27 protein-coding genes and 3 tRNA genes are annotated in these 22,426 nt (G+C 36.7%); 13 read left to right on the forward strand and 17 right to left on the reverse strand.

What is annotated here, in order from left to right:
- Positions 1-16: 16 nt before the first annotated feature.
- The 5 genes from hisS (at position 17) to PLI06_05255 (ending at position 2,126) form a co-directional block, all read left to right on the forward strand.
- Entirely contained in the window at positions 17-1,321 is a 1,305-nt protein-coding gene (gene hisS, locus PLI06_05235) for a histidine--tRNA ligase (protein HOI77000.1), read from the forward strand.
- A 25-nt stretch (positions 1,322-1,346) separates the two neighbouring features.
- A tRNA-Cys gene (locus PLI06_05240) sits at positions 1,347-1,417 on the forward strand.
- A gap of 7 nt (positions 1,418-1,424) precedes the next feature.
- Positions 1,425-1,569 (forward strand) — tRNA-Trp (locus PLI06_05245).
- A 16-nt stretch (positions 1,570-1,585) separates the two neighbouring features.
- Positions 1,586-2,038: a hotdog domain-containing protein gene (locus tag PLI06_05250; GenBank protein HOI77001.1), complete on the forward strand. Its 453-nt coding sequence runs from the start codon at positions 1,586-1,588 to the stop codon at positions 2,036-2,038.
- A gap of 3 nt (positions 2,039-2,041) precedes the next feature.
- Positions 2,042-2,126: transfer RNA gene (locus PLI06_05255), tRNA-Leu, on the forward strand.
- A gap of 24 nt (positions 2,127-2,150) precedes the next feature.
- On the opposite strand, the gene PLI06_05260 is transcribed toward PLI06_05255, so the two are convergent.
- The 3 genes from PLI06_05260 to PLI06_05270 form a co-directional block, all read right to left on the reverse strand.
- On the reverse strand, positions 2,151-2,507 hold the full coding sequence (locus PLI06_05260; GenBank protein HOI77002.1) for a hypothetical protein: 357 nt from the start codon (positions 2,505-2,507) through the stop codon (positions 2,151-2,153).
- Between the two features lie 94 nt (positions 2,508-2,601).
- Positions 2,602-2,784: a hypothetical protein gene (locus PLI06_05265; GenBank protein ID HOI77003.1), complete on the reverse strand. Its 183-nt coding sequence runs from the start codon at positions 2,782-2,784 to the stop codon at positions 2,602-2,604.
- Between the two features lie 76 nt (positions 2,785-2,860).
- Complete coding sequence (locus tag PLI06_05270) at positions 2,861-3,556, reverse strand: DUF2927 domain-containing protein (protein ID HOI77004.1); 696 nt, start codon at positions 3,554-3,556, stop codon at positions 2,861-2,863.
- 96 nt (positions 3,557-3,652) lie between these two features.
- Here PLI06_05270 and PLI06_05275 point away from each other — a divergent pair, with 96 nt between their 5' ends.
- Positions 3,653-3,961, forward strand: a complete 309-nt coding sequence (locus PLI06_05275; GenBank protein ID HOI77005.1) for a hypothetical protein — start codon at positions 3,653-3,655, stop codon at positions 3,959-3,961.
- 130 nt (positions 3,962-4,091) lie between these two features.
- On the opposite strand, the gene citG is transcribed toward PLI06_05275, so the two are convergent.
- From citG to PLI06_05335, 12 genes are all read right to left on the reverse strand, one after another.
- Positions 4,092-4,943 carry a triphosphoribosyl-dephospho-CoA synthase CitG gene (gene citG / locus PLI06_05280; protein ID HOI77006.1) on the reverse strand — a complete coding sequence of 284 codons (852 nt, stop codon included), beginning with the start codon at positions 4,941-4,943 and terminating at the stop codon, positions 4,092-4,094.
- Positions 4,940-5,587, reverse strand: a complete 648-nt coding sequence (locus PLI06_05285; GenBank protein ID HOI77007.1) for a malonate decarboxylase holo-[acyl-carrier-protein] synthase — start codon at positions 5,585-5,587, stop codon at positions 4,940-4,942. Before PLI06_05285 ends, citG begins: the two co-directional genes overlap by 4 nt.
- 8 nt (positions 5,588-5,595) lie before the next feature.
- Positions 5,596-6,714: an acyl carrier protein gene (locus tag PLI06_05290; protein HOI77008.1), complete on the reverse strand. Its 1,119-nt coding sequence runs from the start codon at positions 6,712-6,714 to the stop codon at positions 5,596-5,598.
- Between the two features lie 42 nt (positions 6,715-6,756).
- On the reverse strand, positions 6,757-7,632 hold the full coding sequence (gene mdcE / locus PLI06_05295) for a biotin-independent malonate decarboxylase subunit gamma (protein ID HOI77009.1): 876 nt from the start codon (positions 7,630-7,632) through the stop codon (positions 6,757-6,759).
- Positions 7,633-8,598 carry a biotin-independent malonate decarboxylase subunit beta gene (locus PLI06_05300; protein ID HOI77010.1) on the reverse strand — a complete coding sequence of 322 codons (966 nt, stop codon included), beginning with the start codon at positions 8,596-8,598 and terminating at the stop codon, positions 7,633-7,635. It abuts the gene before it with no gap.
- 9 nt (positions 8,599-8,607) lie between these two features.
- Entirely contained in the window at positions 8,608-8,931 is a 324-nt protein-coding gene (gene mdcC / locus PLI06_05305) for a malonate decarboxylase acyl carrier protein (GenBank protein HOI77011.1), read from the reverse strand.
- Positions 8,932-10,293 carry an acetyl-CoA carboxylase biotin carboxylase subunit gene (gene accC, locus PLI06_05310; GenBank protein HOI77012.1) on the reverse strand — a complete coding sequence of 454 codons (1,362 nt, stop codon included), beginning with the start codon at positions 10,291-10,293 and terminating at the stop codon, positions 8,932-8,934.
- Positions 10,294-10,304: 11 nt separating this feature from the next.
- Entirely contained in the window at positions 10,305-12,050 is a 1,746-nt protein-coding gene (gene mdcA, locus PLI06_05315; protein ID HOI77013.1) for a malonate decarboxylase subunit alpha, read from the reverse strand.
- Between the two features lie 29 nt (positions 12,051-12,079).
- Positions 12,080-12,565: a hypothetical protein gene (locus PLI06_05320; protein ID HOI77014.1), complete on the reverse strand. Its 486-nt coding sequence runs from the start codon at positions 12,563-12,565 to the stop codon at positions 12,080-12,082.
- A gap of 201 nt (positions 12,566-12,766) precedes the next feature.
- Complete coding sequence (gene speB / locus PLI06_05325) at positions 12,767-13,633, reverse strand: agmatinase (protein HOI77015.1); 867 nt, start codon at positions 13,631-13,633, stop codon at positions 12,767-12,769.
- A gap of 2 nt (positions 13,634-13,635) precedes the next feature.
- Positions 13,636-14,127, reverse strand: coding sequence for an NAD(P)H-dependent oxidoreductase (locus PLI06_05330; GenBank protein ID HOI77016.1), 492 nt, complete (start codon positions 14,125-14,127; stop codon positions 13,636-13,638).
- 1 nt (position 14,128) lies between these two features.
- The gene (locus PLI06_05335) at positions 14,129-14,275 is read right to left on the reverse strand and encodes a hypothetical protein (GenBank protein ID HOI77017.1); all 147 of its coding nucleotides are present in this window, start codon (positions 14,273-14,275) and stop codon (positions 14,129-14,131) included.
- Positions 14,276-14,400: 125 nt separating this feature from the next.
- Between PLI06_05335 and PLI06_05340 the strand changes: the two genes are divergently transcribed.
- A complete protein-coding gene (locus PLI06_05340) occupies positions 14,401-14,625 on the forward strand; it encodes a hypothetical protein (protein HOI77018.1) in 225 nt (74 codons plus the stop codon).
- Between the two features lies 1 nt (position 14,626).
- Here the strand turns inward: PLI06_05340 and PLI06_05345 are convergent, their stop codons facing one another.
- Positions 14,627-15,823 (reverse strand): TIGR00375 family protein, encoded by a 1,197-nt coding sequence (locus PLI06_05345; GenBank protein HOI77019.1) that lies wholly within the window; start codon positions 15,821-15,823, stop codon positions 14,627-14,629.
- Positions 15,824-15,915: 92 nt separating this feature from the next.
- Between PLI06_05345 and PLI06_05350 the strand changes: the two genes are divergently transcribed.
- The 6 genes from PLI06_05350 (at position 15,916) to PLI06_05375 (ending at position 21,624) form a co-directional block, all read left to right on the forward strand.
- Entirely contained in the window at positions 15,916-16,845 is a 930-nt protein-coding gene (locus PLI06_05350) for an FAD-dependent oxidoreductase (GenBank protein ID HOI77020.1), read from the forward strand.
- Positions 16,830-17,552: a thioredoxin family protein gene (locus PLI06_05355; GenBank protein HOI77021.1), complete on the forward strand. Its 723-nt coding sequence runs from the start codon at positions 16,830-16,832 to the stop codon at positions 17,550-17,552. Before PLI06_05350 ends, PLI06_05355 begins: the two co-directional genes overlap by 16 nt.
- A 43-nt stretch (positions 17,553-17,595) precedes the next feature.
- A complete protein-coding gene (locus PLI06_05360; protein HOI77022.1) occupies positions 17,596-18,210 on the forward strand; it encodes a thioredoxin family protein in 615 nt (204 codons plus the stop codon).
- A 62-nt stretch (positions 18,211-18,272) separates the two neighbouring features.
- Positions 18,273-18,779, forward strand: coding sequence for a thioredoxin family protein (locus PLI06_05365; protein ID HOI77023.1), 507 nt, complete (start codon positions 18,273-18,275; stop codon positions 18,777-18,779).
- Positions 18,779-20,860 (forward strand): 4Fe-4S binding protein, encoded by a 2,082-nt coding sequence (locus tag PLI06_05370; GenBank protein HOI77024.1) that lies wholly within the window; start codon positions 18,779-18,781, stop codon positions 20,858-20,860. Before PLI06_05365 ends, PLI06_05370 begins: the two co-directional genes overlap by 1 nt.
- On the forward strand, positions 20,857-21,624 hold the full coding sequence (locus PLI06_05375) for an undecaprenyl-diphosphate phosphatase (protein HOI77025.1): 768 nt from the start codon (positions 20,857-20,859) through the stop codon (positions 21,622-21,624). Before PLI06_05370 ends, PLI06_05375 begins: the two co-directional genes overlap by 4 nt.
- Here PLI06_05375 and PLI06_05380 read toward each other — a convergent pair.
- Positions 21,610-22,365 (reverse strand): SAM-dependent chlorinase/fluorinase, encoded by a 756-nt coding sequence (locus tag PLI06_05380; protein HOI77026.1) that lies wholly within the window; start codon positions 22,363-22,365, stop codon positions 21,610-21,612. The two genes, PLI06_05375 and PLI06_05380, sit on opposite strands and share 15 nt — an antisense overlap.
- Between the last annotated feature and the right edge of the window lie 61 nt (positions 22,366-22,426).

Here is a 22,426-nt window from a genome sequence, read left to right on the forward strand (position 1 = left end):
TAATCTGGGTGCAAAGATGTTCGAACGCTTGAGGGGTACAAGGGACTTTCTTCCAAATGAAATGGCTGCAAGAAAGAAAGTATTTTCATCGATAAAAAAAAGTGTCGAAGAATTTGGATTTTTTGAAACAGATACGCCAGCAATCGAACTATTTGATCTTTATTCCATAAAAAGCGGTGAAGAGATCATTGAAGAGCTTTATGCCTTTGAGGATAAAGGTGGCAGGATGATCTCTTTGCGCCCAGAGCTTACTCCTTCAGTTGTCAGGGTATTAGTATCTAGGGCAAAGGAGCTTTCATTTCCAGTGAAATGGTATTCAATACCAAGACTATGGAGGTATGAAAGGCCCCAGAGTGGTAGATTACGTGAGTTCTACCAGCTCAATATTGATATATTCGGCTCTGAAGACCCAAGGGCTGACACTGAAGTTATATCGTGTGCCATAAAACTACTTTGCGACCTAGGTTTTGATGAATCAGACATAGAAGTCAGGATATCGGACAGGCGCATGCTTCAGGAATTTCTATTAGATCTTGGAATAAAAAATTACCATGATGTTCTTAAAATTATTGACAAGAGAGAAAAGATAACTGAAAGAGACTTTAAGGAAATGCTCTTGGGTATCGGTTTAGATGATAATCAGATAAAAGAAATAGAAGTTTTTCTTAATTCAAAGGGGGGCTTGCTTAAATCTATTGAAGGTCTATCTGGGGCCTACCAAGGAGAAGGTATATCCAAGGTCATTGATTCGCTAAAGAAGATCGCTCAAAATCTAAATGATAGAGGCTATGAAAAATTTATTACCTTTGACCCATCAATTGTGAGAGGGCTTGACTACTACACAGGCATGGTTTTTGAGGTCCACGATAGGAAAAGGGAATTTAGAGCACTCTTTGGTGGCGGCCGATATGACAATCTTGCAGAACTTTTTGGAGGAGAACATATATCTGCCGTTGGATTTGGGATGGGCGATGCTGTCCTAGAACTCATGATGAGGAGAAAAAACATATGGCCAGAAGAAAAGGTTGAGATTGATCTCTTCATTGCAACTATTGGTGATGTTGAAAAGGAAGTTTCAAAGGCATTAACCAGTTTGAGAAATAATGGATTTAAAGTTGATTTTGACATCATGGGTAGAAATCTTTCAAATCAGATGAAGTTTGCAAACAAATTAGGTGCAAAATCTCTTTTGATTATAGGTGAAAGGGATCTAAAAGAGGGCAATGTAACGTTGCGCGACTTAAAATCCGGGGAAGAGAGCAAAGTTTCGTTGAAAGAGTTCATTTCTTCGCCATCAAAGTATTTAACGAAAGTTTTATAAAATACTTAAAGGCTATTTTGATTAAGCCGGGGTTGTCGAGAGGCTCGGCCTCGGACTGCAGATCCGATCACGAGGGTTCAACTCCCTCCCCCGGCTTCGCAAAGGGGACATGGTGTAATCAGGCCATCATCATGGACTCCAGAATCCTTTCCGGATGAAAGAGAATACTGATGGCGTAATGCCGATGAAGAAATTCTGGAGTTTGATGGGGAAATCCATGGATCAGGGTTCAAATCCCTGTGTCCCCACTTTAAGGTTGATTTTATGGGCACTTCAAATTTTACTACAATATCAAAACTTGTTAGACCTGAGAATTTGAATCATCACGGAACTCTTTTTGCCGGTGTGACTTCAATGTGGTTTGTTGAGGGGGCTTTTATCGAAGCTTCTAGAGTTTATGGGGATCCTACAAAAATTGTCTGTATCAAGGTCCATGGTATGAAATTTATTAGACCAGGAAACAATGGAGATATCGTCCAGATTGAATCAGTTTTAGCGCATGTTGGAAAAACAAGCTTGACCATATACACAAAGATATACAAAAGACTCACAAAAGAGCAACTTGTTGATGGATTTGTAACTTTTGTCACAGTTGATGAGAAAGGAAAGTCCATGCCACATGGAATTAACTATAAACCAAGTGGTGAAGAGGAACAAAAGCTCTGGAATGAAGTTGAGAGACTAAAACACTCTGATTCTCAAACAAAAATGATATAGTAAGGAGGGATTGCCGAGCTTGGCCAAAGGCGCAGGATTCAGAGTCCTGTCATGTAGGTGTTCGTGGGTTCGAATCCCACTCCCTCCACTTATTCTAAAAAATAAAAATTTTTTAAAAAATTGCTAGATTTGAAAATATAGCTGCAAGTACCATAAAGGCTATGTATGCAAGTATTAGTGCTAAAAAGGCCTTTAACCACGATGTTTCGTAGATGGATTTTACGACCCATAGAGCTACAACGAAACTAATAATTGTCCCGATAATCCCTAAAGATCCGAAAAATGATCCCAATATAGCGCTCAATGCTATTAATACAACAACACCGAGAATTGCTTTCCAGTATGAAGAATCGTCAATTCCTGCAAATTTAGCCCCTATCCAAAGGAACAGGGCGTCTAACAATACTAGAACAACTAAGCCTATTATGCCTACGTTCCACATTCCACCTATTGCAAATGTGCCAAACATTTTTACACCCACATTGTTGAGGATAACAATTATATATAGCTTAGTCTATTTGAATCCAAATATCTTCAAATAATCCCATCTTATATGAGAATTTTTATTCTTTTAATTTCTTTGACTCTTCTCGTCCTTTTGAGATAAAGTATATTCCAGCAACAAATGATAGAGCCAAAATTACTATATCTAAAAATTCAAAATACAAAGCATTTGTAAATCTGTAATAAAGTGTAGATAAGCCTGATCCAATGCAAAGACATCCCAATAGTAGTTTGTAGTTCATACTTTGAGTATAAATGAAAGACTTAAAATAGTTTCTATTAGGTTATTTCAGAATAACTTGAATTAGGGATCCAATTTTATTTTTTTAATATTAACTCGATTTCTTCCTTTCCCATGCCGGGCCTTATACTTCCAGAGTATAATATCTCAATCATCTTTCTATCAATTTCAGAGTATCTCTGAGTTTGAGTCCACCCCTCGTAAAATATGCTGTCACGGTATTTCAAGGAATCCCTCATTAACCCTAGAGACTGAGTTAGTTCCTCTCTTATCATATGAGACCTTTCTTCCTGAAGGAGGGTATTCTCATTAGCAATGCAGATATCACATTCGTAAATCACATTATTCCTCCATTTACAGTTAAAATACCCATAGTTTCCAGGAGCTGCATTACAGATAGAAAAATCGGATAATGGAACAAAGTTAATATCGATATTTTGATTCGTGCTAACGATAGATAGGTTTATCTTATCACCAATAATTTCATTGATCTCTGATACTACTTGATTCAAGGCCTGGATATCCATTTCATTTGGACTTCCATTGATTTTTATCCTTATATCAGAATCCCATTTTCTTATAACCTGTATATTGTTACCATACTCAGTTCCTAGCGCAATTTCTTTGAAGTATTCAATCTCCTTGTCTGTGTAACTTGACTGAGAATTTCCATTTTCAACTGGGGCAGGTTTTGTTTCTTCTATGTATAAACAACAAGCAGAAACTAATAAAACAAGAAAAACTATTGGAAAGATAATTTTATTTCTGGTCACGAAAAATAATATCGGTTGTGATATATAATGATTTCTCATATAGCCTAATCAAGACATAAGATTAATAAACTATTATTAGAATTAAGATTGACTAATATGAATAAAGATATACCTCGCGACGCCATAAAGAATCTGCTTTTTGAGATTATATGCGCTATAGATTCATCAGAGTACCAGATCTCAATTAAGGAGATAGAAGATCAGATAGAAGCAGGAAAAATTATGGAGTTTCTAGGAAAACGTATATCCATCGTGCAACTTACAAGTAGCGAGTATGAATTGATTAATGAGGAGTTGAAAAACCTCTTAGATGTCGCAAGACCTAATATAGAGCGTTATTGGGGCATGAAGAATTCTGGATTGTGCTTTCTTGCATCACTTATAATAGAAGAGTTTTGGAATTAAATCATCTCTGCTTTTTACCTTTCTTTTTATAAAAATAGATTATCCCGACAAATAGTACTATAGGTATTGATATCCTAAATACAAGTGCAATAATAAAAGTCTGAAGGGGTGTTAATTCCATATTTGTCCCTCACATCTCTTTACTAAGGAAGTAAAAGAATAATGTTGCGCTCAATAGGTCTGCGGCGCCGCCTGGGCTAATATTTTTTTTGAGAAAATCCATTTCAAGATCTAATATCTTTGACATCCCAGTAGTCGTTAAAACTCCGCCCACCTTTACTATTTCATCTGCTTTTTTCTGGATATCATAGTATGCTTCGATGCCGTTTCTTGAGATAATGTTTGTGTCTTCAGCTTTTGACATTATGGCAATAAGTGCGTGAAGTGAAGACTTGTTTAAGTCTTGAGTTTTCTCATACACTTTTTTGAATTCGGGCAGGCCAAGTTCCATAACTGTTGGGAGTCCTTTTTCTACTTCCCCCCTAATACCTGCGATGCCATGTTTGACAAATGTATTTTCGCCCTTTGAAAGAGTTTTTTTACCTTTCTTGATTGATCCAAGTTCTTTTTCAGTTATTCCGGAAGTTATCTTTGAAACTGAAGATGAAACATTTTTTGGGGAGAGTCTCCTTTTGTTCAATAAATGGCCCGATGCGCCAAGTATCAGATAAAAAAGGAATATGAGGCCTTTTTGAGTGTTGACGCCGTTTGTTACTTCAAACATCCTCTCTTCAACTTCCAGCCCTAGTTTTCTTAAAGGTGGAAGCATCTTCTGTATATCCCCTTTATAATTATAACCAAAGTGGGATACCTCCTTAAAGCCCTGGCTCAGTACAGCTGTGCTCTTCAAGAAAAGTGTAAAGTCCATGTCCCTGTGAGCCCCTGACGAAAAAGGTGTAACAAGACCGGGTTTTGGGTGCGTAGATACCTCTAAAAGGATGCTCCTAGTTGCAAGTTCCCCCAGTAAGTCTACTTTTTTCATAAATATGCCTCTATGCTCTCTCTATCTATCAATATAACGTCTCTTAATCCTTTCCCAAGCAGTGTATCGCTTTCAGATGCATACTCTTTAAGGTTTATGCCATAACCGGACCTAAGATGAATTTCAACATCAATCTTAATCCTCATTTTAGACTCAATCTCGTTGCACAAAGCTAAGAGACCAATAAGCTCATCTGGAGCGCAGTTTTTTACAATTAGATCCAAGTCGGACTTGTCATGGGTGTAAGGTAATCCCGTGATAATTTCAAGGGATGTTGAACCCCAAACACCTACCTTAAATTCATTTTTTACGTGGTATAATGCGGACAGTGCAGGTGTTCTTGATTGAAATTTGAAATTTGTAATTTCATAGGGAGTTACTAGCTTTGTAATTTTATTTCCAGAAACAGATGATCCGAATCTAAGCCTTCTCCCATTTTCTGTATAGGGATAAACAAAGCCAATGAAGACCGTTTCTTTTTCAGAATAGTAGTTATCTCCTTGAGTGACATCAATCTCTTCTCGCCTTACAATTCCAGGGAGGATATTCTGAAGTATAAGTTTTTTAAACTCCTCATTTTGAATTGTTGAGGTATCTATCTGTTTCCAGTCGGAAAACACCAGATCATGCCTATGAAAAATCATGTTTGGATTTACCTATCCTTGACCCAGCATGGATCCTTAACGCTTAAAGTTTGGTAGTCAAGCTGTGCCTGAACAAGTAGGTCAAACATCTTTGTCTTAACAGGCCCTTCTATGATTACTGGCTCGTTGTTCTCTTCATAACCTTTCGGGATTATTGAAGGTTTAAGTTCTAGGACTGTCCTATTGGAGTTTAAGATAACATCCTCGGGGACTTTTGCTACCTTGGATTTTATTCTCAAAATGCTTCGGCATGCCCTTTCAATTGTTTGTTTCGCATTTAGTGTTGTTTCTCTAACGTAAATTTCATAATCAGGTTGGGTTCTAGCTCTCATATAGGTGATTATCTTCCCATTTTTGTCAAGCGCATGACCAGATTCAACTACAGGAAAACTATCCCCTGTGGGAAGTCCGCCCACTACTGCTTCTTTGAAATCATGCCCCACATCAGATCTTACAAATGCAATGTCTTCCCTCACAGGATTTCCATTCATTGTTATCCACCCAAATTCTTGGGTACCGTATATATCATTGACTCTGGCACCGAGAATGTCATGTATTAGATCAGCAGCCTCTAAATCCAAAGGTGTGCCTATGCAGTTTACTATATCCACTTTTGGGAGGTCTTCTGCAACATTTAATTTTATAGCGTCTTGTAATGAAGCTTTTAGAAATGATGATTCACCAAAAATTACATTTGGCTCCTTGTAATATAGATCCATTAGAAAAGAATCTCTGGATGATTTAGTGAGAAATGTCCATGTCACACCCAGCTCTTCCAATGCGTTTCTTGTTATTGCATTTAGTAGAGGTGGATAACAAAACATCGCTTTGTGGCCTTCTTTTACTCCTGCCATCTTTAATGCATTTTTACCTACATTTTTTCGGTATTCTTTTTCATTTGGCGTTATGCCAACTAGATTCTGCCAAGCAGTTGTTCCTGTTGTGAAGGTTATGTATGCGTAGTTTAGAGGCGTATGTACCTCTTCTATAACGTGTGCTGCAGTTGGGCCATTTATGCCCTTATCAGCAAGAGTCCTATGTTTCATTTCATCAAAAGAAGGAACTGTAGAAAAAGTTTCAACACTATCTTTTAATTCCTCAAAATAAGGATTTGTTTTTTTTTCCATTTTAATTCCTCAAAATAAAAAAATTTAAAATAAAGGAAATTATTATAATAGCTCAGGTAGGAGCTTTTCGTATTCTTCTTGCATCTTCTTGATGGCTTCCATTCTTTTTGTTCTGCCGCCTCTCTGTGCACCGACTTCTCCTCTGTGCCAAATTCCAAGCTGGTCTTCCTTACCCTGCTTTTTAAGCTCTCTAATTTCCTTTACTGTCTTGATGATAGTAGCTCTCATGTCCTCAGGTTTCTTTACCATGTCGTCTATTCCACCAAGGTCATAGAAGAATTCAGCTCCTGAAGCAAATACTGGATTTGTCTTGACAAGCTCGTTTAGCCGCTCTAGGGGTATCTTTGTAATAACAGCTATACTTGTTGTAGGCATGACGTGAACAATTGTTCCATATTCTTTTGGGAGTGCAAGAATTCTGTCTGAAAGAAGTCCGTGACATAAGAATCCACCACTTACCGCTCTTCCTATAATCATTCCAATTACAGGATGTCCTGCCAATCTTGCATCTTCAATAGCAAACTGGTAGGAAGCTGTTCCTTTTGTCATTCCGACAATTTCCTCTATTTTTCCTGGACTGTTTCCTGGAGTGTCTATTAATAGAATAATTGGCCTCTTCTTGTCTTTTGGCCTGTCCTTGTCTGCATTTATTGTAGCGTACATTGCCTGAGAGAATTTGTAAGCTTCTTCCATTCCTAAGATTCCGCTGTAAACAACTCTAAATCTGGGATTTGGTCTCCTTGAGTTATTTGCGAGAACTGAGCATACTTCTCCGTCTAGCATTGCCTGGCCCACCATTACTGGAGGTGCAAGCTCTGCATCTAGATGAGTAGTTCCAATAACATTTTCTTGGAATGAATCCTTGTCAAATATCATCTGGATTGCTTCTTCTGTCTTTCCGATTAGTGATGTTACCATTTAAATCCTCCTTGGCCTTCTTTTTACAACTGAAAGAAACTTTTCCTGGGGCATCTCTGGGATCTGGTCAACGTTTTCGTTTCCATAAATTTTCCAGAGGTCCTTTGAGTCCTTTATTTTCTTTTCAGCAGCTAGTTTCACTACTTCAAGATTTTCTTCAACAAGCTGTGGTGAACCAACTTTTCTTGTCTTAGAAATCTTACTCATAGGTTCATCGACAATGTTGACAATTGTGTCTCTGAATGTACCAATTGTATCTTTTATTAAGTAGTCAACATCTCCTAGGATGTATTTTGACCTTGCGCCCATTGTCCTCCATATGAGGGCTCTGTCGGATGCGTCAAATTCATCCTTTCCTACTTCCTGCTGGATAACTTCAGGACCAGTAAGTCCAATTCTTCCAAAGTCGTTTGCGATGACAACATCTGCACTTAAACAGACGAATCCCTGTGCACCATATGCACCTATTGTGCTGCCTGTTATTGCAATATAGGGTACCTTGTTTTGAAGTTCCCAAATTGTTTCCATTGATTCAGAGTGCATTAAAAGTCCAGCGTTTGCTTCGTGGAGTCTTACTCCTCCAGAGTCAAATGAGACTATGCATATTGGTTTTCTGTCGTCTGGTACTGAGCCGTATTTTTCCTTCATCTTTTCATAAGTCTTTAAGGCGAGTTTCATTGTGTAGGCCATCTTAGCTCCGTTAACTTCACCAAGTGCTCCACCAACGAACTTTCCTTCTTGGGATATTACAAATACTGGGTGTTTCTTTATCTTACCAACGCCCACAGTAATCCCATCGTCGAATTCAACAGCCTCTCCAAGAATCAATAAGTGTGGACTTGTCATTTTATCTCTTGGACCTAGAAATTCCTTGAAAGTGTCTTTATCTACCATTCCGTAAGCTCTTTCCCTAGCGGTTGCTTGGTAAAAGCTCTTACTCTGAAGATCTTCCCAATTTATTTTCATAATATCACCTTATTGGAGACCTCCTCCATTATCTACTGCCTGCTGAAGTCTTCTAATAACTACTGCGGGGGTTGCTGCGTTGTCATTTATGTTGACTTTGACTCCTGAGAGTCCAGTTTTATCAATGAATTTCTTAACGACTGTTTCCCAGACGTCATCAAAACCGACGACTGTTGTTAAAATGTGTATTTTAATTTTTCCTTTCAGAGCGTTTTCCTTTTCAATCAAGACTTCAAGATCTCCACTGGCTACAACACCAATGTGGGACCATTCGTCCTTTATTGTTTTAGGGGTTTCAGGCTTAAATTCATAGTTTAATTCAGTTAATGCCATTTAGTCCCCTCCATTCTTTGACTTGTCCATGTGTTTTTCAATAAAGTCGGTGTGGAAAACTCCTCCTCTGAATATCTGGTTTTTCATGACTTTTTTGTGGAATGGAATTGTTGTTTTAATACCATCTACCATAAATTCGTCAAGTGCCCTGTACATTCTGTCAATTGCCTCGTTTCTGTCTTCTCCCCATACAATCAATTTTGCGATAAGAGAGTCATAATATGGTGGTATCTGGTACCCTTGGTAACATGCTGTATCGACTCTAACAAAAGGCCCTCCCGGAAGGATAAGTTTTGAAATTTCACCAGGGGATGGAACGAATGTGTTTGGATCTTCAGCGTTAATTCTGCATTCAATTGCATGACCTCTAATCTGAATGTCTTTCTGTGTGTATGGTAATTTTTCTCCAGCTGCTACTTTTATACCAGTCTTTACGATATCGATGTTTGTTATCATTTCAGACACACAGTGTTCTACCTGGACCCTTGTGTTCATCTCCATGAAGTAGAAATCGTTTTCCTTATCGTTAAACAAAAATTCTACTGTTCCGGCACCTTCATAGTTTGCAGCAAGTGCCGCCTTGACTGCTGCCTCCCCCATCTTCTTCCTTATTTCAGGGGATATAGCAGGTGAAGGTCCTTCTTCGACAAGTTTCTGATGTCTTCTCTGGATAGAGCAGTCCCTTTCTCCAAGGTATATTGCATTTCCATATTGGTCAGCAATAATCTGAATCTCAACGTGTCTTGGTTGTTCTATGTACTTTTCGATGTATACATCAGGGTTCCCAAAGGCTGCCTGTGCTTCGGCTTGACAAGATCTCAAAGCAGATTCTAGCTCTTTTTCGGACTTGACAAGTCTCATTCCCTTTCCACCGCCGCCTGCTGAGGCTTTGCAGATTACAGGGACTCCGATCTTCTTTATGAGTTTATCGGCTTCCTCGATTGTTTTTATAATTCCATCAGAACCGGGTGTTACTGGAACACCACCTTTCTTCATGGTATCTTTAGCTGTTGCTTTGTCTCCCATTGCGTCAATTGATTCTGCACTGGGGCCTATGAATTTAATTCCATTAGCTTTACAAAGCTTTGAAAATCTAGAGTTTTCTGCAAGAAATCCGTAACCTGGGTGAATACCTTCTGCGCCCGTGACAATTGCGGCGTTAATGATATTCATCATGTTCAAGTAACTCTTAATTGATGCGGCAGGTCCAATATTGACTGCTTCATCTGCGAGTGTAACATGAAGAGCATCTTTATCAGCGTCAGAGTAAACAGCAACTGATTTTATTCCCATTTCCTTGCATGCCCTGATTATCCTTACAGCAATTTCTCCTCTATTTGCAACAAGAACTTTCTTAAACATATTAATCCTCCTTACCAATTTCTAAATTTGACTGGTGGTTCGTATAAACCTCCAGACCATTCTACAAGTTCACTCATGCTCTTTGCAGCAAGTTTTGATCTTTTAGCGTCATTAAATGATAGGTCTAAATCTTCAGGAAGCATAACTACTCCGGCCTTCCTTAATTTCTTAGTCTGTGAATCATCAGCTGCAAGTCCTAGAGGCGTGTATCCTGCTACTGCCTTAATTGCGTCCATTCTTTCCTTTAATGATTTACATTTGTGGATGTATGCGATTCCTTCTTCTGTAACTATATGTGTTATATCGTCACCGTAAATCATGATAGGGGGTATCTCGAATTTGGCCTGGGCTTGTAGTTTGAACGCGTCTAGTTTTTCTAAGAATACTGGAGCCATTCCTTCTCCAAATGTTTCAACCATTTGGACTACTAGTTTTCTTCCTCTGTATATTGGCCCAATCAATGATTCTCTCATACCATCTTCTTTTGAAGCCATAAGCCATCCTTTTGACGGGTGTCTTCTACCGGGTGCGTTACATGCCATGTTAGGCGCCCCACCAAAACCTGGAATTCTTCCAGCAGTTGCAGCGGCACTGTTACCAAATTGGTCAATTTGAAGAGTTGAACCAAAGAATGCATCTACAGCATAATGACCAGCGGCCTGGGACATTACTCTGTTTGATCTCATTGTTCCATCAGGACCTATTGGGAATATATCTGGTCTTGCCATAATATATTTCTCCATTCCAACTTCACTACCGAATGGCATGAAGGTTTCAGCCCATCCTGATTCTATAGCAGGTATCATTGTTGGGTGTGGATTTAATGCCCAGTGTGTACAAATCTTTCCTTTTAATCCCATCTCTTCCCCAAATGTTGGCAGTAAAAGTTCAACGGCTGCGGTGTTAAAACCTATACCGTGATTTAGAGTCTTAACTTCGTATTTTGCGTAGACTCCAACTAAAGCCATCATAGCTATGAATATCTGAGATTCAGTAATTAATCTTGGATCTCGTGTAAAGAGAGGTTCAATATAATATGGGTCCTCAGTGGGTACAATAAAGTCAACCCAGCCACCAGGTATATCTACACGAGGTACCTTGTTAACAATCTCATTGACCTGTACTATTACAATACCTTTTCTAAATTTGGTAGCTTCAATTATTGAATGGGTTTCTTCTGTGTTGAATCCTGTGTAAAGATTTCCTTCCTTGTCTGCAGCATTTGCGGCGACTAGACATACTCTTGGTGTGAGGTCAAGATAAGTTCTAGCAAACAATTCCATGTATGTGTGAATTGCACCAATTGTTATCTTCCCATTCATTACCATACTTGCAAGTCTTGTTGCTACAGGGCCTGAATAACAAAAATCAACTTTTGAGGCTATACCTTTTTCAAAAACATCTAAATGTTCTGGTAAAGCAAGTACTGATTGTACCATGTGAATATTATTTACTTTTGAAGGACTTACCTTTGCAAAAGCTTTTGCTAAAAAATTAGCCTGCTTCTGATTGTCCCCTTCTATTGCAACTCTGTCGCCTGGTTTAATGACAGTTTCCAAAAGAGCTACAGCATCGGCCGGATCAATGATTTTTGTACCTGATTTGACAAATCTCTTTGCTTCGGCAAGCCTTTTTTCTGTATCTTCTCCTTTTTTGTCCCATCCTTTTTTTGCTCTCTCTATTCTATCGTCATGGGGTATACCTGACACTTTGCCGGGTGTTTGGAATATATCCCTTAGGTAGTTTACATCTTCCATAAGTATCACCTTATTAGGTAGTACCCAGCTTAGAGAGGCTCAAGAAGCATTAGTACCTGTCCAACTTTGACAAGAGTTTCATTTGTTACTTTAATTTCTGCAATTCTTGCTTTTCTTGGTGCTGTTACTTCATTAAACATCTTCATAGCTTCAACAAGTGCTACAACTTGTCCTGCTTCGACTATATCCCCTTCCTTTGGAAGTGGTTTCTTATCAATTGTAGTTCCGGGAGATACATAAGATACTCCTGGTGTTGGGGCTGTAAGTTCTATCATGTTTGAAGATGCAGCTGCCTTTGGTGCTTCCTTTGCAACAGGTGCTGACGTTTCTTCAACAGTTCCTGCAGACGTCATTGCAGCAGGGATAGAAATTTGAGGCTGAGCAGCATGAACAGCGGCACTTCCACCGGCAACAACAGTTCTAATCTCAACGGAATCCTTTCTGACTACCAACTCTGCGATATTGTTTTTTTTACAAGCTTCAAGAATTGATATTAAAGACTCTAAGTTCAACATTTATTTTCCTCCAAAATATTCTCTTACCTCTATAGGGTAGTTGTTTTAAGAGATTAAAAACTGATTTAAAAATCTTTTGTTTGTTTTAAGTGCAAACTACAAAAAATAACATTAAAATAAATAAAAAATAATATACTAAATAAATGATTTTGCATTTTATTGCCAAATTCAAGCCTTGATTTCTATTTTTAGGCCGAATTATTATGTTATTTTTATGTACTTGTATGTCATCATTTTGTATAGAAGTTTGCTTGCAACAAATTCAGAAACTGAAGACGATTCTTGAGGCGCAACTTCGACAATGTCCACAGCCACCACATTTCTCTTGAAAAATACTTCTTTTAAGAAGTCACATGCAAGGTACCATGAAAGGCCTCCGGGTTCAGGCGTCCCTGTTCCAGGAATAATTGATGGATCAAATGCATCGATATCGAAAGTTATGTAAACATTATCGGATAATTTTTCAATAGCTCTGTTAAACCAATTTTTGTTATCGTGTATATCTTTTGCATAGAAGATATTGTAGTTCCCATCTTTAATTTTTTCATACTCTTCTTCTGAGAAGCTTCTTATGCCAACTTGAACAATTGGGGCATCTTCTTCCACCCTTGACATTACCGAGGCGTGGCTATATTTATCCCCAAGGTATGCATCCCTTAGATCTAAATGTGCATCAAACTGTAAAACAGAGATATCTTTGTACATTCTTTTTGCAGCTTTTACTGGAGCTTGAGAAACTGAATGTTCCCCCCCGAGAACACAGAGAAATTTTTTATCTTTTAGAATCTTGAATGACTCTTCTTCAATTTCAAGCATCACCTTTTCCATTGCTTGATTACAATTAACTTCATTTTTTGTGTGGATACCCATTGTACAGGGAGAAACAAAAAACTCTTCATCAAAGAGTTCCATGTTTTGACTGGCATTGATTATTGCTTTAGGGCCTAAAGAAGTGCCGCCTTTATATGAAACTGTCTTTTCTAAAGGTACAGGTAAAACAGCGAAATATGAATCCTCATACTTTGAGTAGTTCTCTTCAATCCCACCGTAGTTATCTGGTACATCCATAGTTACTCAACTATATCAAAGCCTTTAAGACTTTTTAGGGTGTCTGCAAATTTTCTAGCATAAATTCTGCATTGTTTTTCTGCTCTGTCATCTGGAGCACCTATTGCCACTGGACCATAATGGTCAGCGTTGTGAATTCCTACAATAACCATTCCGTGAATCATCATTGCTTTGAGGATTGAGAGAAGTGTTGTTTCATTTCCCCCACCGATATATGCACTTGTAGTAAAGGCTCCTCCAAGTTTTCCAGAAAGCTCACCATGGTATTTTACACTTCTATCTATTAGTTCCTTCATCTCGGCTGCCATATCCCCATAGTAAGTTGGAGACCCAAGTATAATGCCATCGTAATCTAGTAAATAATCTGGTGATGTTTCAAGCACATCTCTGACTTCAACATCTATTTTTTCATCTCTCAAAAATGTTGCTAGCATATTTGCCATTTCTTTGGTGTTGCCAGATTTAGAATAATAAACTATTAATGTAGATACCATTTTAATCCTCTACTTCAATTTTTATTTTTCCTTTATGATAGCCTTTCAAAGGAGAAATCATGCCTTTTACAATATTAGCTATTAATTCCTCGACAAAAGGATTCAAATCTATTTGTTTTCCATTAATACTCACTTCAACTTTCGACATTTTTATCCCCGTCTATATTAGTCTTGATTATTTATAAGTTTCTCTATTATTTAATAAGAATGTGCAAGAAAATTTTATTGATTAATTTTATATATGAATAAATCAATAATTGTATTTGGGATACGTTGGTAACAGAAAAAATCCTCGAGAAAGCAAAGCAACATCAAAAAAAGGAGACTTTTGTTAGAGATATTTTTATTTCAAGAGAGGAAGTAGCTAATCTCAGGTATATTAGTTTGCCTTCTGGCGTTCATCTCGATATAAAAAAATTGAAGCAAGGTTTTGTAGCACGTTTTTCTGGAGATACTGAAAAGGTAATAATGGTTGTGAAAACACTTTTTGATGACTAAACTATAAAAATCCATCTAAACTAGATTGATTATTCTTCTTTTTATTTAGATGCACCTTACCGTACATCCCCCCTCCGCCTGGTTCTATATAGATATTGCCTTCTCTGAAATCAACTATTGCCTGAGCAACTTTTTCACCGGCGACTTTTTCTATTTCCTCTCTCGGGGTAACAATAAGAACATTTATCTCATTTTTGAATGACTGAACCAATATCTTCCAGAGATCTTGGACTTTTTTTGAATTTACTGAAGCAAGGCCAAGTGTCTGAACTAAAATTTCTGCGAGAGGAATAGTTTTGATGTATTTAGGTCTGTGTTCGGGATGAGTAACTTCTTGATCATGCAATTCTTTTATTCTATCTGCAACGCCTTTTTTTATCAGACCTCCACAACTACACCTGTTCTTTATTTCGATTGCATTTTCAATTGTGTATTTTTTATAGCATCTTGTACATGCGGTCATGTGGTATTTTCCAAGATCAGGATCTATACCGACATTTAGAACAAATTCATTTCCTCCACGTCTTTTAATGGCCTTAATTATTTCATCGTAGTTATTGTCCTTTACCTTTAGTCTGTTGAATTCTCTACCAATTCTATGCGGCCATGGCGAATGGGCATCTGAGTTGGTCATGAACGTGACATCTTTCAACTCCGATATACAGTCAGCCATCTGAGCATCAGCAGAAAGGCCAAGTTCAAGGAAAGGTATATTTTTAGTCTTATAGCACTCTTCAAGGGAATCATATTCTTTGTATATTGAAGTCCATGGAGTAAAAGCATGAGATGGCCCAATTAATCCATCTATTTTGTTGACTATGTCTAAGAGCTGGTCTCCTCCCAGGTTTATATTGCATCTTCCATCAGTGTCTATATTTGGGGATTTATCTTTTATTATATTACGAAACTCTTCAACAGATGATAGAGAAGGGAATAAAATGACGTGGTGGACTCTCCTTTGATCTTCTACTTCTGTAGTCAGGATGAATCTCATCCCACTTTTATGCTCAAATGTACCATCATCTATTTTGGTTACTGAAGAAACAAAATGATTAAGCCAGTTCTTATTGAGGCAATCCCCAGACCCTATTGTGTTTAATCCCTTAAATTTTGACTGTTCTGCAATAACAGGGATTTCCATGTTATTGGAAGTACCTCCAGAATACATTGAATGAATATGAAAATCGACATTTATCATAAAATAATATTAATTATTGCTCTTATAACGTTTATTTATGTGGATTAAATACCACAGATAATCTTAAAAGAATGCCTAAATCTTAGATTTATATGGACGTTTTTGATGTTGCTATTCTTGGAGGGGGGCCAGCTGGGATTTCAGCAGGCATTTATGCTGCAAGATTTAAATTAAATGCTGTTGTGATATCTAATTCTTTGGGCGGTACTGCACAGACTGCACATCTCATAGAAAATTATCCTGGTTTTGGAGTAATATCTGGTTTTGAATTGATGCAGAAATTTAAAGATCATCTAAAAAGTTTTGAGATCCCTGTGATAGAAAAACATGTTTATTCTGCAAGTAAAGAAAATGACATATTCACAATAAAATTAACAGATGAAGAAGTAAAAGCAAAATGCATTCTTATTGCAACAGGTACTAAAAGAAGAAAGCTGGGAGTTCCTGGAGAAGCTCAGTTTTATGGAAAAGGGGTAAGCTACTGCGTTACATGTGACGCCTTTTTCTACAGGGATAAGACTGTGGCTGTTGTTGGAGGAAGTGATGCGGCAAATATGGCCGCTATACTTCTTGCTTCAATGGCAAAAAAAGTTTATGTTATTTATAGAAAAGAAAAGCTAAGAGGGGAATTAGTCTGGATTGAGAGAGTTATAACAAATCCAAAGATTGAAGTTTTGTACAATTCCAATGTTGTTGAGATAACAGGTAAAGAGTTTGTTGAGGGAGTAAAGTTGGAGGATGGAAGAGAAATTTCCGTAGACGGTGTATTTGTTGAGATTGGTTCAATACCAGAATGTTGTTGTGCAAATGATCTTGGAATTGAAATAACTCAAAAAGGTTACATCCAAGTAGACGCTTCACAGAAAACTAATGTGGATGGAGTTTATGCTGCTGGGGACGTGACATCTGGGTCTAATGGATTTCAGCAAATTGTTACTGCTGCAAGTGAAGGAGTAATTGCAATAAAAAGTATTTTTGATGATATGGAAAAGTCAAAGGTGACGCTATGGAAAAAAGAATAAAAGTTATTATTATTAGTTTAATGCTAATCGGTACTTTGTTAATGGCAGGATGCAACGAAGCTAATCCCGATAAAGTACTTTCTGAATCAGATAAAACTGAAATAAAGAAAATGCTAGCTAATATGGACGGCAAAGTGGACATCTTATTATTTACATCAGCATCAGGCTGTTTCAGTTGCTCTAAAACTGAAACACTTATGAAAGAGTTTGATCAGCTTTCTGATAAAATATCACTGAAAGTTTATGACACTGATAAAAATAAGGATATGGCTACAAAATATGATATTGAATTAGTTCCAGCAATAGTTGTAATTGGAAAAGAAGATTATGGAATTAAACATTATGGATTCCCAGGAGGGAAGGAATTTAATCCACTCCTTGAAGCTATCATTAGCTCATCAATGGAGGGTCCAAAAGTATCCGAAGAAATTGGAAAAAAAATAAATACTATCAGTAATCCCGTTGAAGTAAAGATTTTTGTTACTCCAACTTGTCCTTCTTGCCCCGATATGGTAAGAGGTGCATATTACTATTCACTTGTTTCAGACAAAGTATCCACAGTTACGATTATGTCAAACGAGTTTGAAGAATACAGCAAAAATTATAAGATTAATGCAGTTCCAACAATAGTCTTTAATGAAGGATTTAGTAAAGAGGGACCAATGGCAGAGGAAACATTTGTCAATTATCTTGTAGTGTCTTCTTAGGTGGAGGATGAATATGAAAAGAATATTAGTTATAATTATAGGAATGCTAATATTATTTGCTGGCTGTACTTCTCAGCCAAACACGAACACAAATAATAATACGAACAATGATAATAATCAAACTAATGGAACTCAGACAAAAACACTTTACGAACAAGTAGCAGAAGAAGCTATTTGCCCATGCAGCACGCTTTTTAATTTAAAAGACTGTAAACAATATTTCCCAGATTGCCAGTATACCCTAATCGTTGATGCTACTATAAATAACATGATTTCCGAGGGTAAAACAAAAGACCAGATACTGAAAGCTGTTGATCAATACAATACTGGGATAATTGAAGGAAAATTAAACGAATTCAGAAGATCACAAGATGAAAATAGGGTAATAGTACTTTATTTCAAATCTTCACTTTGTGAAATATGCCATGAGAAAGAGCCAGTTTTAGATGAAATAAAGGAAAAATACAAGGAAAAGATTGATATTTACGAATTTGATAGGATAAATGACGGAGTAATATTCGACTATTTTGTTGTTGATAGAATCCCAAGTATAGTCTTTTTTGACGGAAAATCAAGACTTAATGAGGTTCCTTTTAACAACATCAGCGTTGATGGAATAAGTTCATTATTAGATTTTACATTAGATAAAAAGAAATGAGCAACAATGGTTGATACCCAAATACTTTTAAATATCACTATTGTTAATAGGATGTGATAAAGATGAAGATAGTTAGTATTATCGCCTTTATAATGGCGTTTGTACTTCTTATTTCGGGTATCTATGGACTCAATATTGGGCCAGTTTCGCTTGAAGGTCGGCAGTATCAACAGGCAAATCAAATTGGGTCTTATATTTGTCTATCCTGTATTGGTCTGACGGGAAGCACGGTCAGCCATACATTAACTGATGATACCATTAATAGATTAAAAAAAATCGATTACCCTGTTAAAATATGGGTTTTTACATCAAACGATTGCCCAACTTGCCCTGATGCAAAGGCCATAATACTTAATTTCACTGTTGAAAATCCCAACATATCTTTTGAAGAGATTAAACTTGAAACTCAAGGCCAATTTTTTGATACATATGCCGTATCTGAACTTCCCTCAGTTATTTTCTTTAATAAAGACGGTATTGTTCTAAGGAAAGATAATTTTGTACATAAGGTCGTAGGAATAGACAAATTGCAGGAGAGAGTAATAGAAGCAATTGAAATGGTGAGTTGATGGGCAAAATAAAACGTATTAGGACTATTTCCCAATCACTTTCTTTGATTCTAATAAATCTTGGTTTCCTTGGGATTTTTTTAAAGCATCTTACAGTTCCAGCTTTCAATTGTTATGCTTGCCCCTGGGCCACAATAAGCTGCCCCATAGGATTATTGCAGAATTTTGTAATGAACGGACAAGTCCCGACATATGTTTTGGGAACAATGGGTGCCGTATTTGTATTCGTTGGAAGTGCTTTCTGTGGATGGGTTTGCCCTTTTGGTTTTTTCCAAGACGCAATTGACTTTGTTAAAAATATATTTAAAAGGAAAGATAAAAAACCAAGAAAAAAGTCTCAAGCAAAGAATAATTCAAAAGATTTTTCTCTAATAAGTAGATTGATAGTTCTTGTAGCTACTTTAGTTCTTGCTATAAGATATGTTGATACCATATTCTGTAAATTATGCCCAATAGGAACAATAGAAGCAACTTTTCCATATCAGATTGCTAATGGATTTTCGTATAATATCTGGCTAGGGGCCAGGATTGGTATACTTATATTCTTAATAATAATGTTCTTCCTTATTAGCAGATTCTGGTGCAGGTATCTATGCCCCATAGGTGCTCTGGCCGGACCTTCTAATAAGATAAGTCTTCTAAAGTTATATCACAACGGCGATAATTGTAATGGATGTAATATATGTAAAGATGTATGCCCCCTAGACATAGATGTTGTAAAAGACCTAAACTCGACAAGATGCACAAGATGTGCAGATTGTGTTGATAAATGTCCAAAGGGTCATCTGGCATTTGGTCTTGATATATTTGGCCTTGTTGCAATTTCTCCTTTTAAAAAGAAAAAGCCAAAAGTAGTTGAAAAGAAACTTGTTACACCATCAACAGAAGGCATTCCTGGTGCAGAAACACCAAAAGACTCAGAAGCGATCCCGCCTGAAGAGGAAGTTGATGTACTAGATGAATTCAAATACAGAGAAAAGGGCACACTTGTTGAGAGGCCTGCATATATGGGATTCAAAAAAGGGGAGAGAGTATATCTACCTTATGAAGAAGTAAAAAAGATAGGTGTTAGGCCACCTAAAACTTCATTGTCTGTTCTTTTGAAACAGTATTCCGAAGGGCGCCTAGCTGAAGATTACGATACTCCTGAAGCTTTTGTAGAAGAAAAGATAGAGGAAAAACTGAAAGATGTTCCTAAATCAATTCCAAAGGAAGAAGTAGATAGAAAACATTTTGAAAAGTTTAGGATTCCAAAAAGAACAGAATTACATTTAGAGCATCTAAAATATTTACAAGAACTCGATGTACCTATGGACGTAAAAGCGATAGCAAATAACAGCAATGAAGTTCCTGCCGTATTACTTGCTATTGTTGATGCGTCTGATAAGATTAACTTCGAGTATATCAATGCAAGAGACAAAAGAGCAGAATGGTACTATCAGGATAATCTACCTTCTGTCTATATCAATGGAAAATATTACAATGGATCATTTTCTGAAGATGAATTAATTTACAAGATAAAAACTGAAAGATATATAATTGAAAATGTCAGCCTGATAATTGATTATACAAAATGTATTGGATGCAATGCTCAGAGCTGTAAAAAATCATGTGATATTTTCAAGAAGATTCCAATATTGGACGAAGGGTATGGGGTATACCCCCTTTCAAACATTGGGTGCTCTCTTTGTGGGAAGTGCATCATAGAATGTGATAGAGGCGGAGTTTCTTTTATCTTTGGAGAAAAACTTGTAACAGATCCCAACTTCAGTATCGAAATGATTAAGAAAAATAATGAACTAATTTCAACAATCTACCCTGAAACAGTTTTGCTGTTCCTTGAAAAGAATAAGAAGCATTCAAATAGGGCACTTAATTTCACAATTGCATTATCATACCTTTCACATGGTAAACTTTCATATCAAATAGTTGACGTTGCTAAAAATCAGGAAGCAGTTTTAAAGCGAAAGATTGGAGCAATACCGTGCTTTTGGGTATCAGACAACGTGCAAATTGCAGGTATGGTTTCTGAAGCATCAATATTAGCATTTATACGAAAGATCTCAAAGTGGAAAGGATGAATCTAGTTGAGTTGTTGATAGTTGGGGCTATTCAGGGATTTTTAGAATTTTTACCTGTTTCAAGTTCAGGAAATGTATCTTTAATACTCATGAATTTCTTAAAACTTACACCTTCTGAAAGTTTTTCTTTATCTATATTCCTCCATCTGGGCACTCTTCTTGCAGTATTAGTCTATTTTAGAAATGACATCATAAATATTTTAAAAAACATCAAGACTGATAAAACATCACATTTTTTGATAGTTTCTACTATTCTTACCGGAGTAGTGGGTGTTCCAATATACATCGTATTAAAATCTATTTTTGAAAACATTCAGCTAGATATTGGAAATATAATTATCGGCCTATTTCTTATTGCGACGGGGATTATCTTGAAGTATAGGTCAAAATCAGGATTTAAAAAGGTGGAAGATTCAAACATTTGGGATATGATAGTTGCCGGGGTGGCTCAGGGTATCTCTATAATACCTGGAATATCAAGATCCGGTTTTACTCTTGCAGCTTTGTTAGGGCGAGATTTTGATAAAGAAGAGGCTTTAAGAATCTCTTTTTTAATGTCAATGCCAGCAATTATTGGTGGGATTATCTTAGAAGCAAATGACATTACATTAGTAGCAAATACTTATCCCGCATTAATTAGCGCATTTATTACATCTATTATAGTAATCAAGTTATTGTTAGAGTTTGCAAAAAGATTAAATTTTTCTTATTTTTGTATTGGGCTTGGGGCAATAACAGTGGTTATATCCTTACTTATTCTTTAAAATTAGATATATAATATCTCCAGATTTGAGGTTCAACATAGAGTTTGCATCTCCAAGATATTTTGATATTTCAAGATGACCTGATGAAGAGTATAAAGCAAGCAACTCTAGATTTTTTCCTTCTTCATAGTGAGTAAGAACTGGAATTCTAATATTGGATAGCTCAATTTCTTTTATGTTTGCATCTTCTTTTTTCATATTTAGGATAATGTTCCCAAATGAATCCACGTACAAAACAGTTAGCAATGCGCAGTCTTTGCTAATTTCCTTCTTAAAAGGAAGACAAGTTATTTGATCTTTCTTTTCCAGAAAATCCGTATCGCCAATATCTATAAATGCGGCAGTTGGGGCAAATATATCTCTGCCGTGAAAAGTATTAGAATAATTAGTAATTCCATATTCAAGTAATCTTTGATTCAGTTTGTTAACATTTATTTTGAAGACTTCGCCTTTTAGTAGGGAAAAAATACCATTGTCGGGCCCGACAAATGTATGGCCATCACAATTTAATACTATAGATTCTCTTTGACTTCCAACACCTGGATCAACTACAACAATATGGATTGTTCCTTTGGGAAAATATGAATATGAACTAGATATCACAAATGCAGCGTCATATATCGACTGCCTTTTTATCTTATGAGTGATATCAATAATTTTAGCCTTGGGATTAATTTTGTAGATTGGGCCTTTGATTTGGCCGGCGTAAAAATCATCGAAATCAGTAGTCAATGAAATCATGAATAAAATTATCTCCTGTACCTATTAAATTTATGTATATAAAAAAAGAATCTCGACCATT

Origin of the sequence: Methanofastidiosum sp., assembly GCA_035362715.1 — an archaeon.
Lineage (GTDB): Archaea > Methanobacteriota_B > Thermococci > Methanofastidiosales > Methanofastidiosaceae > Methanofastidiosum.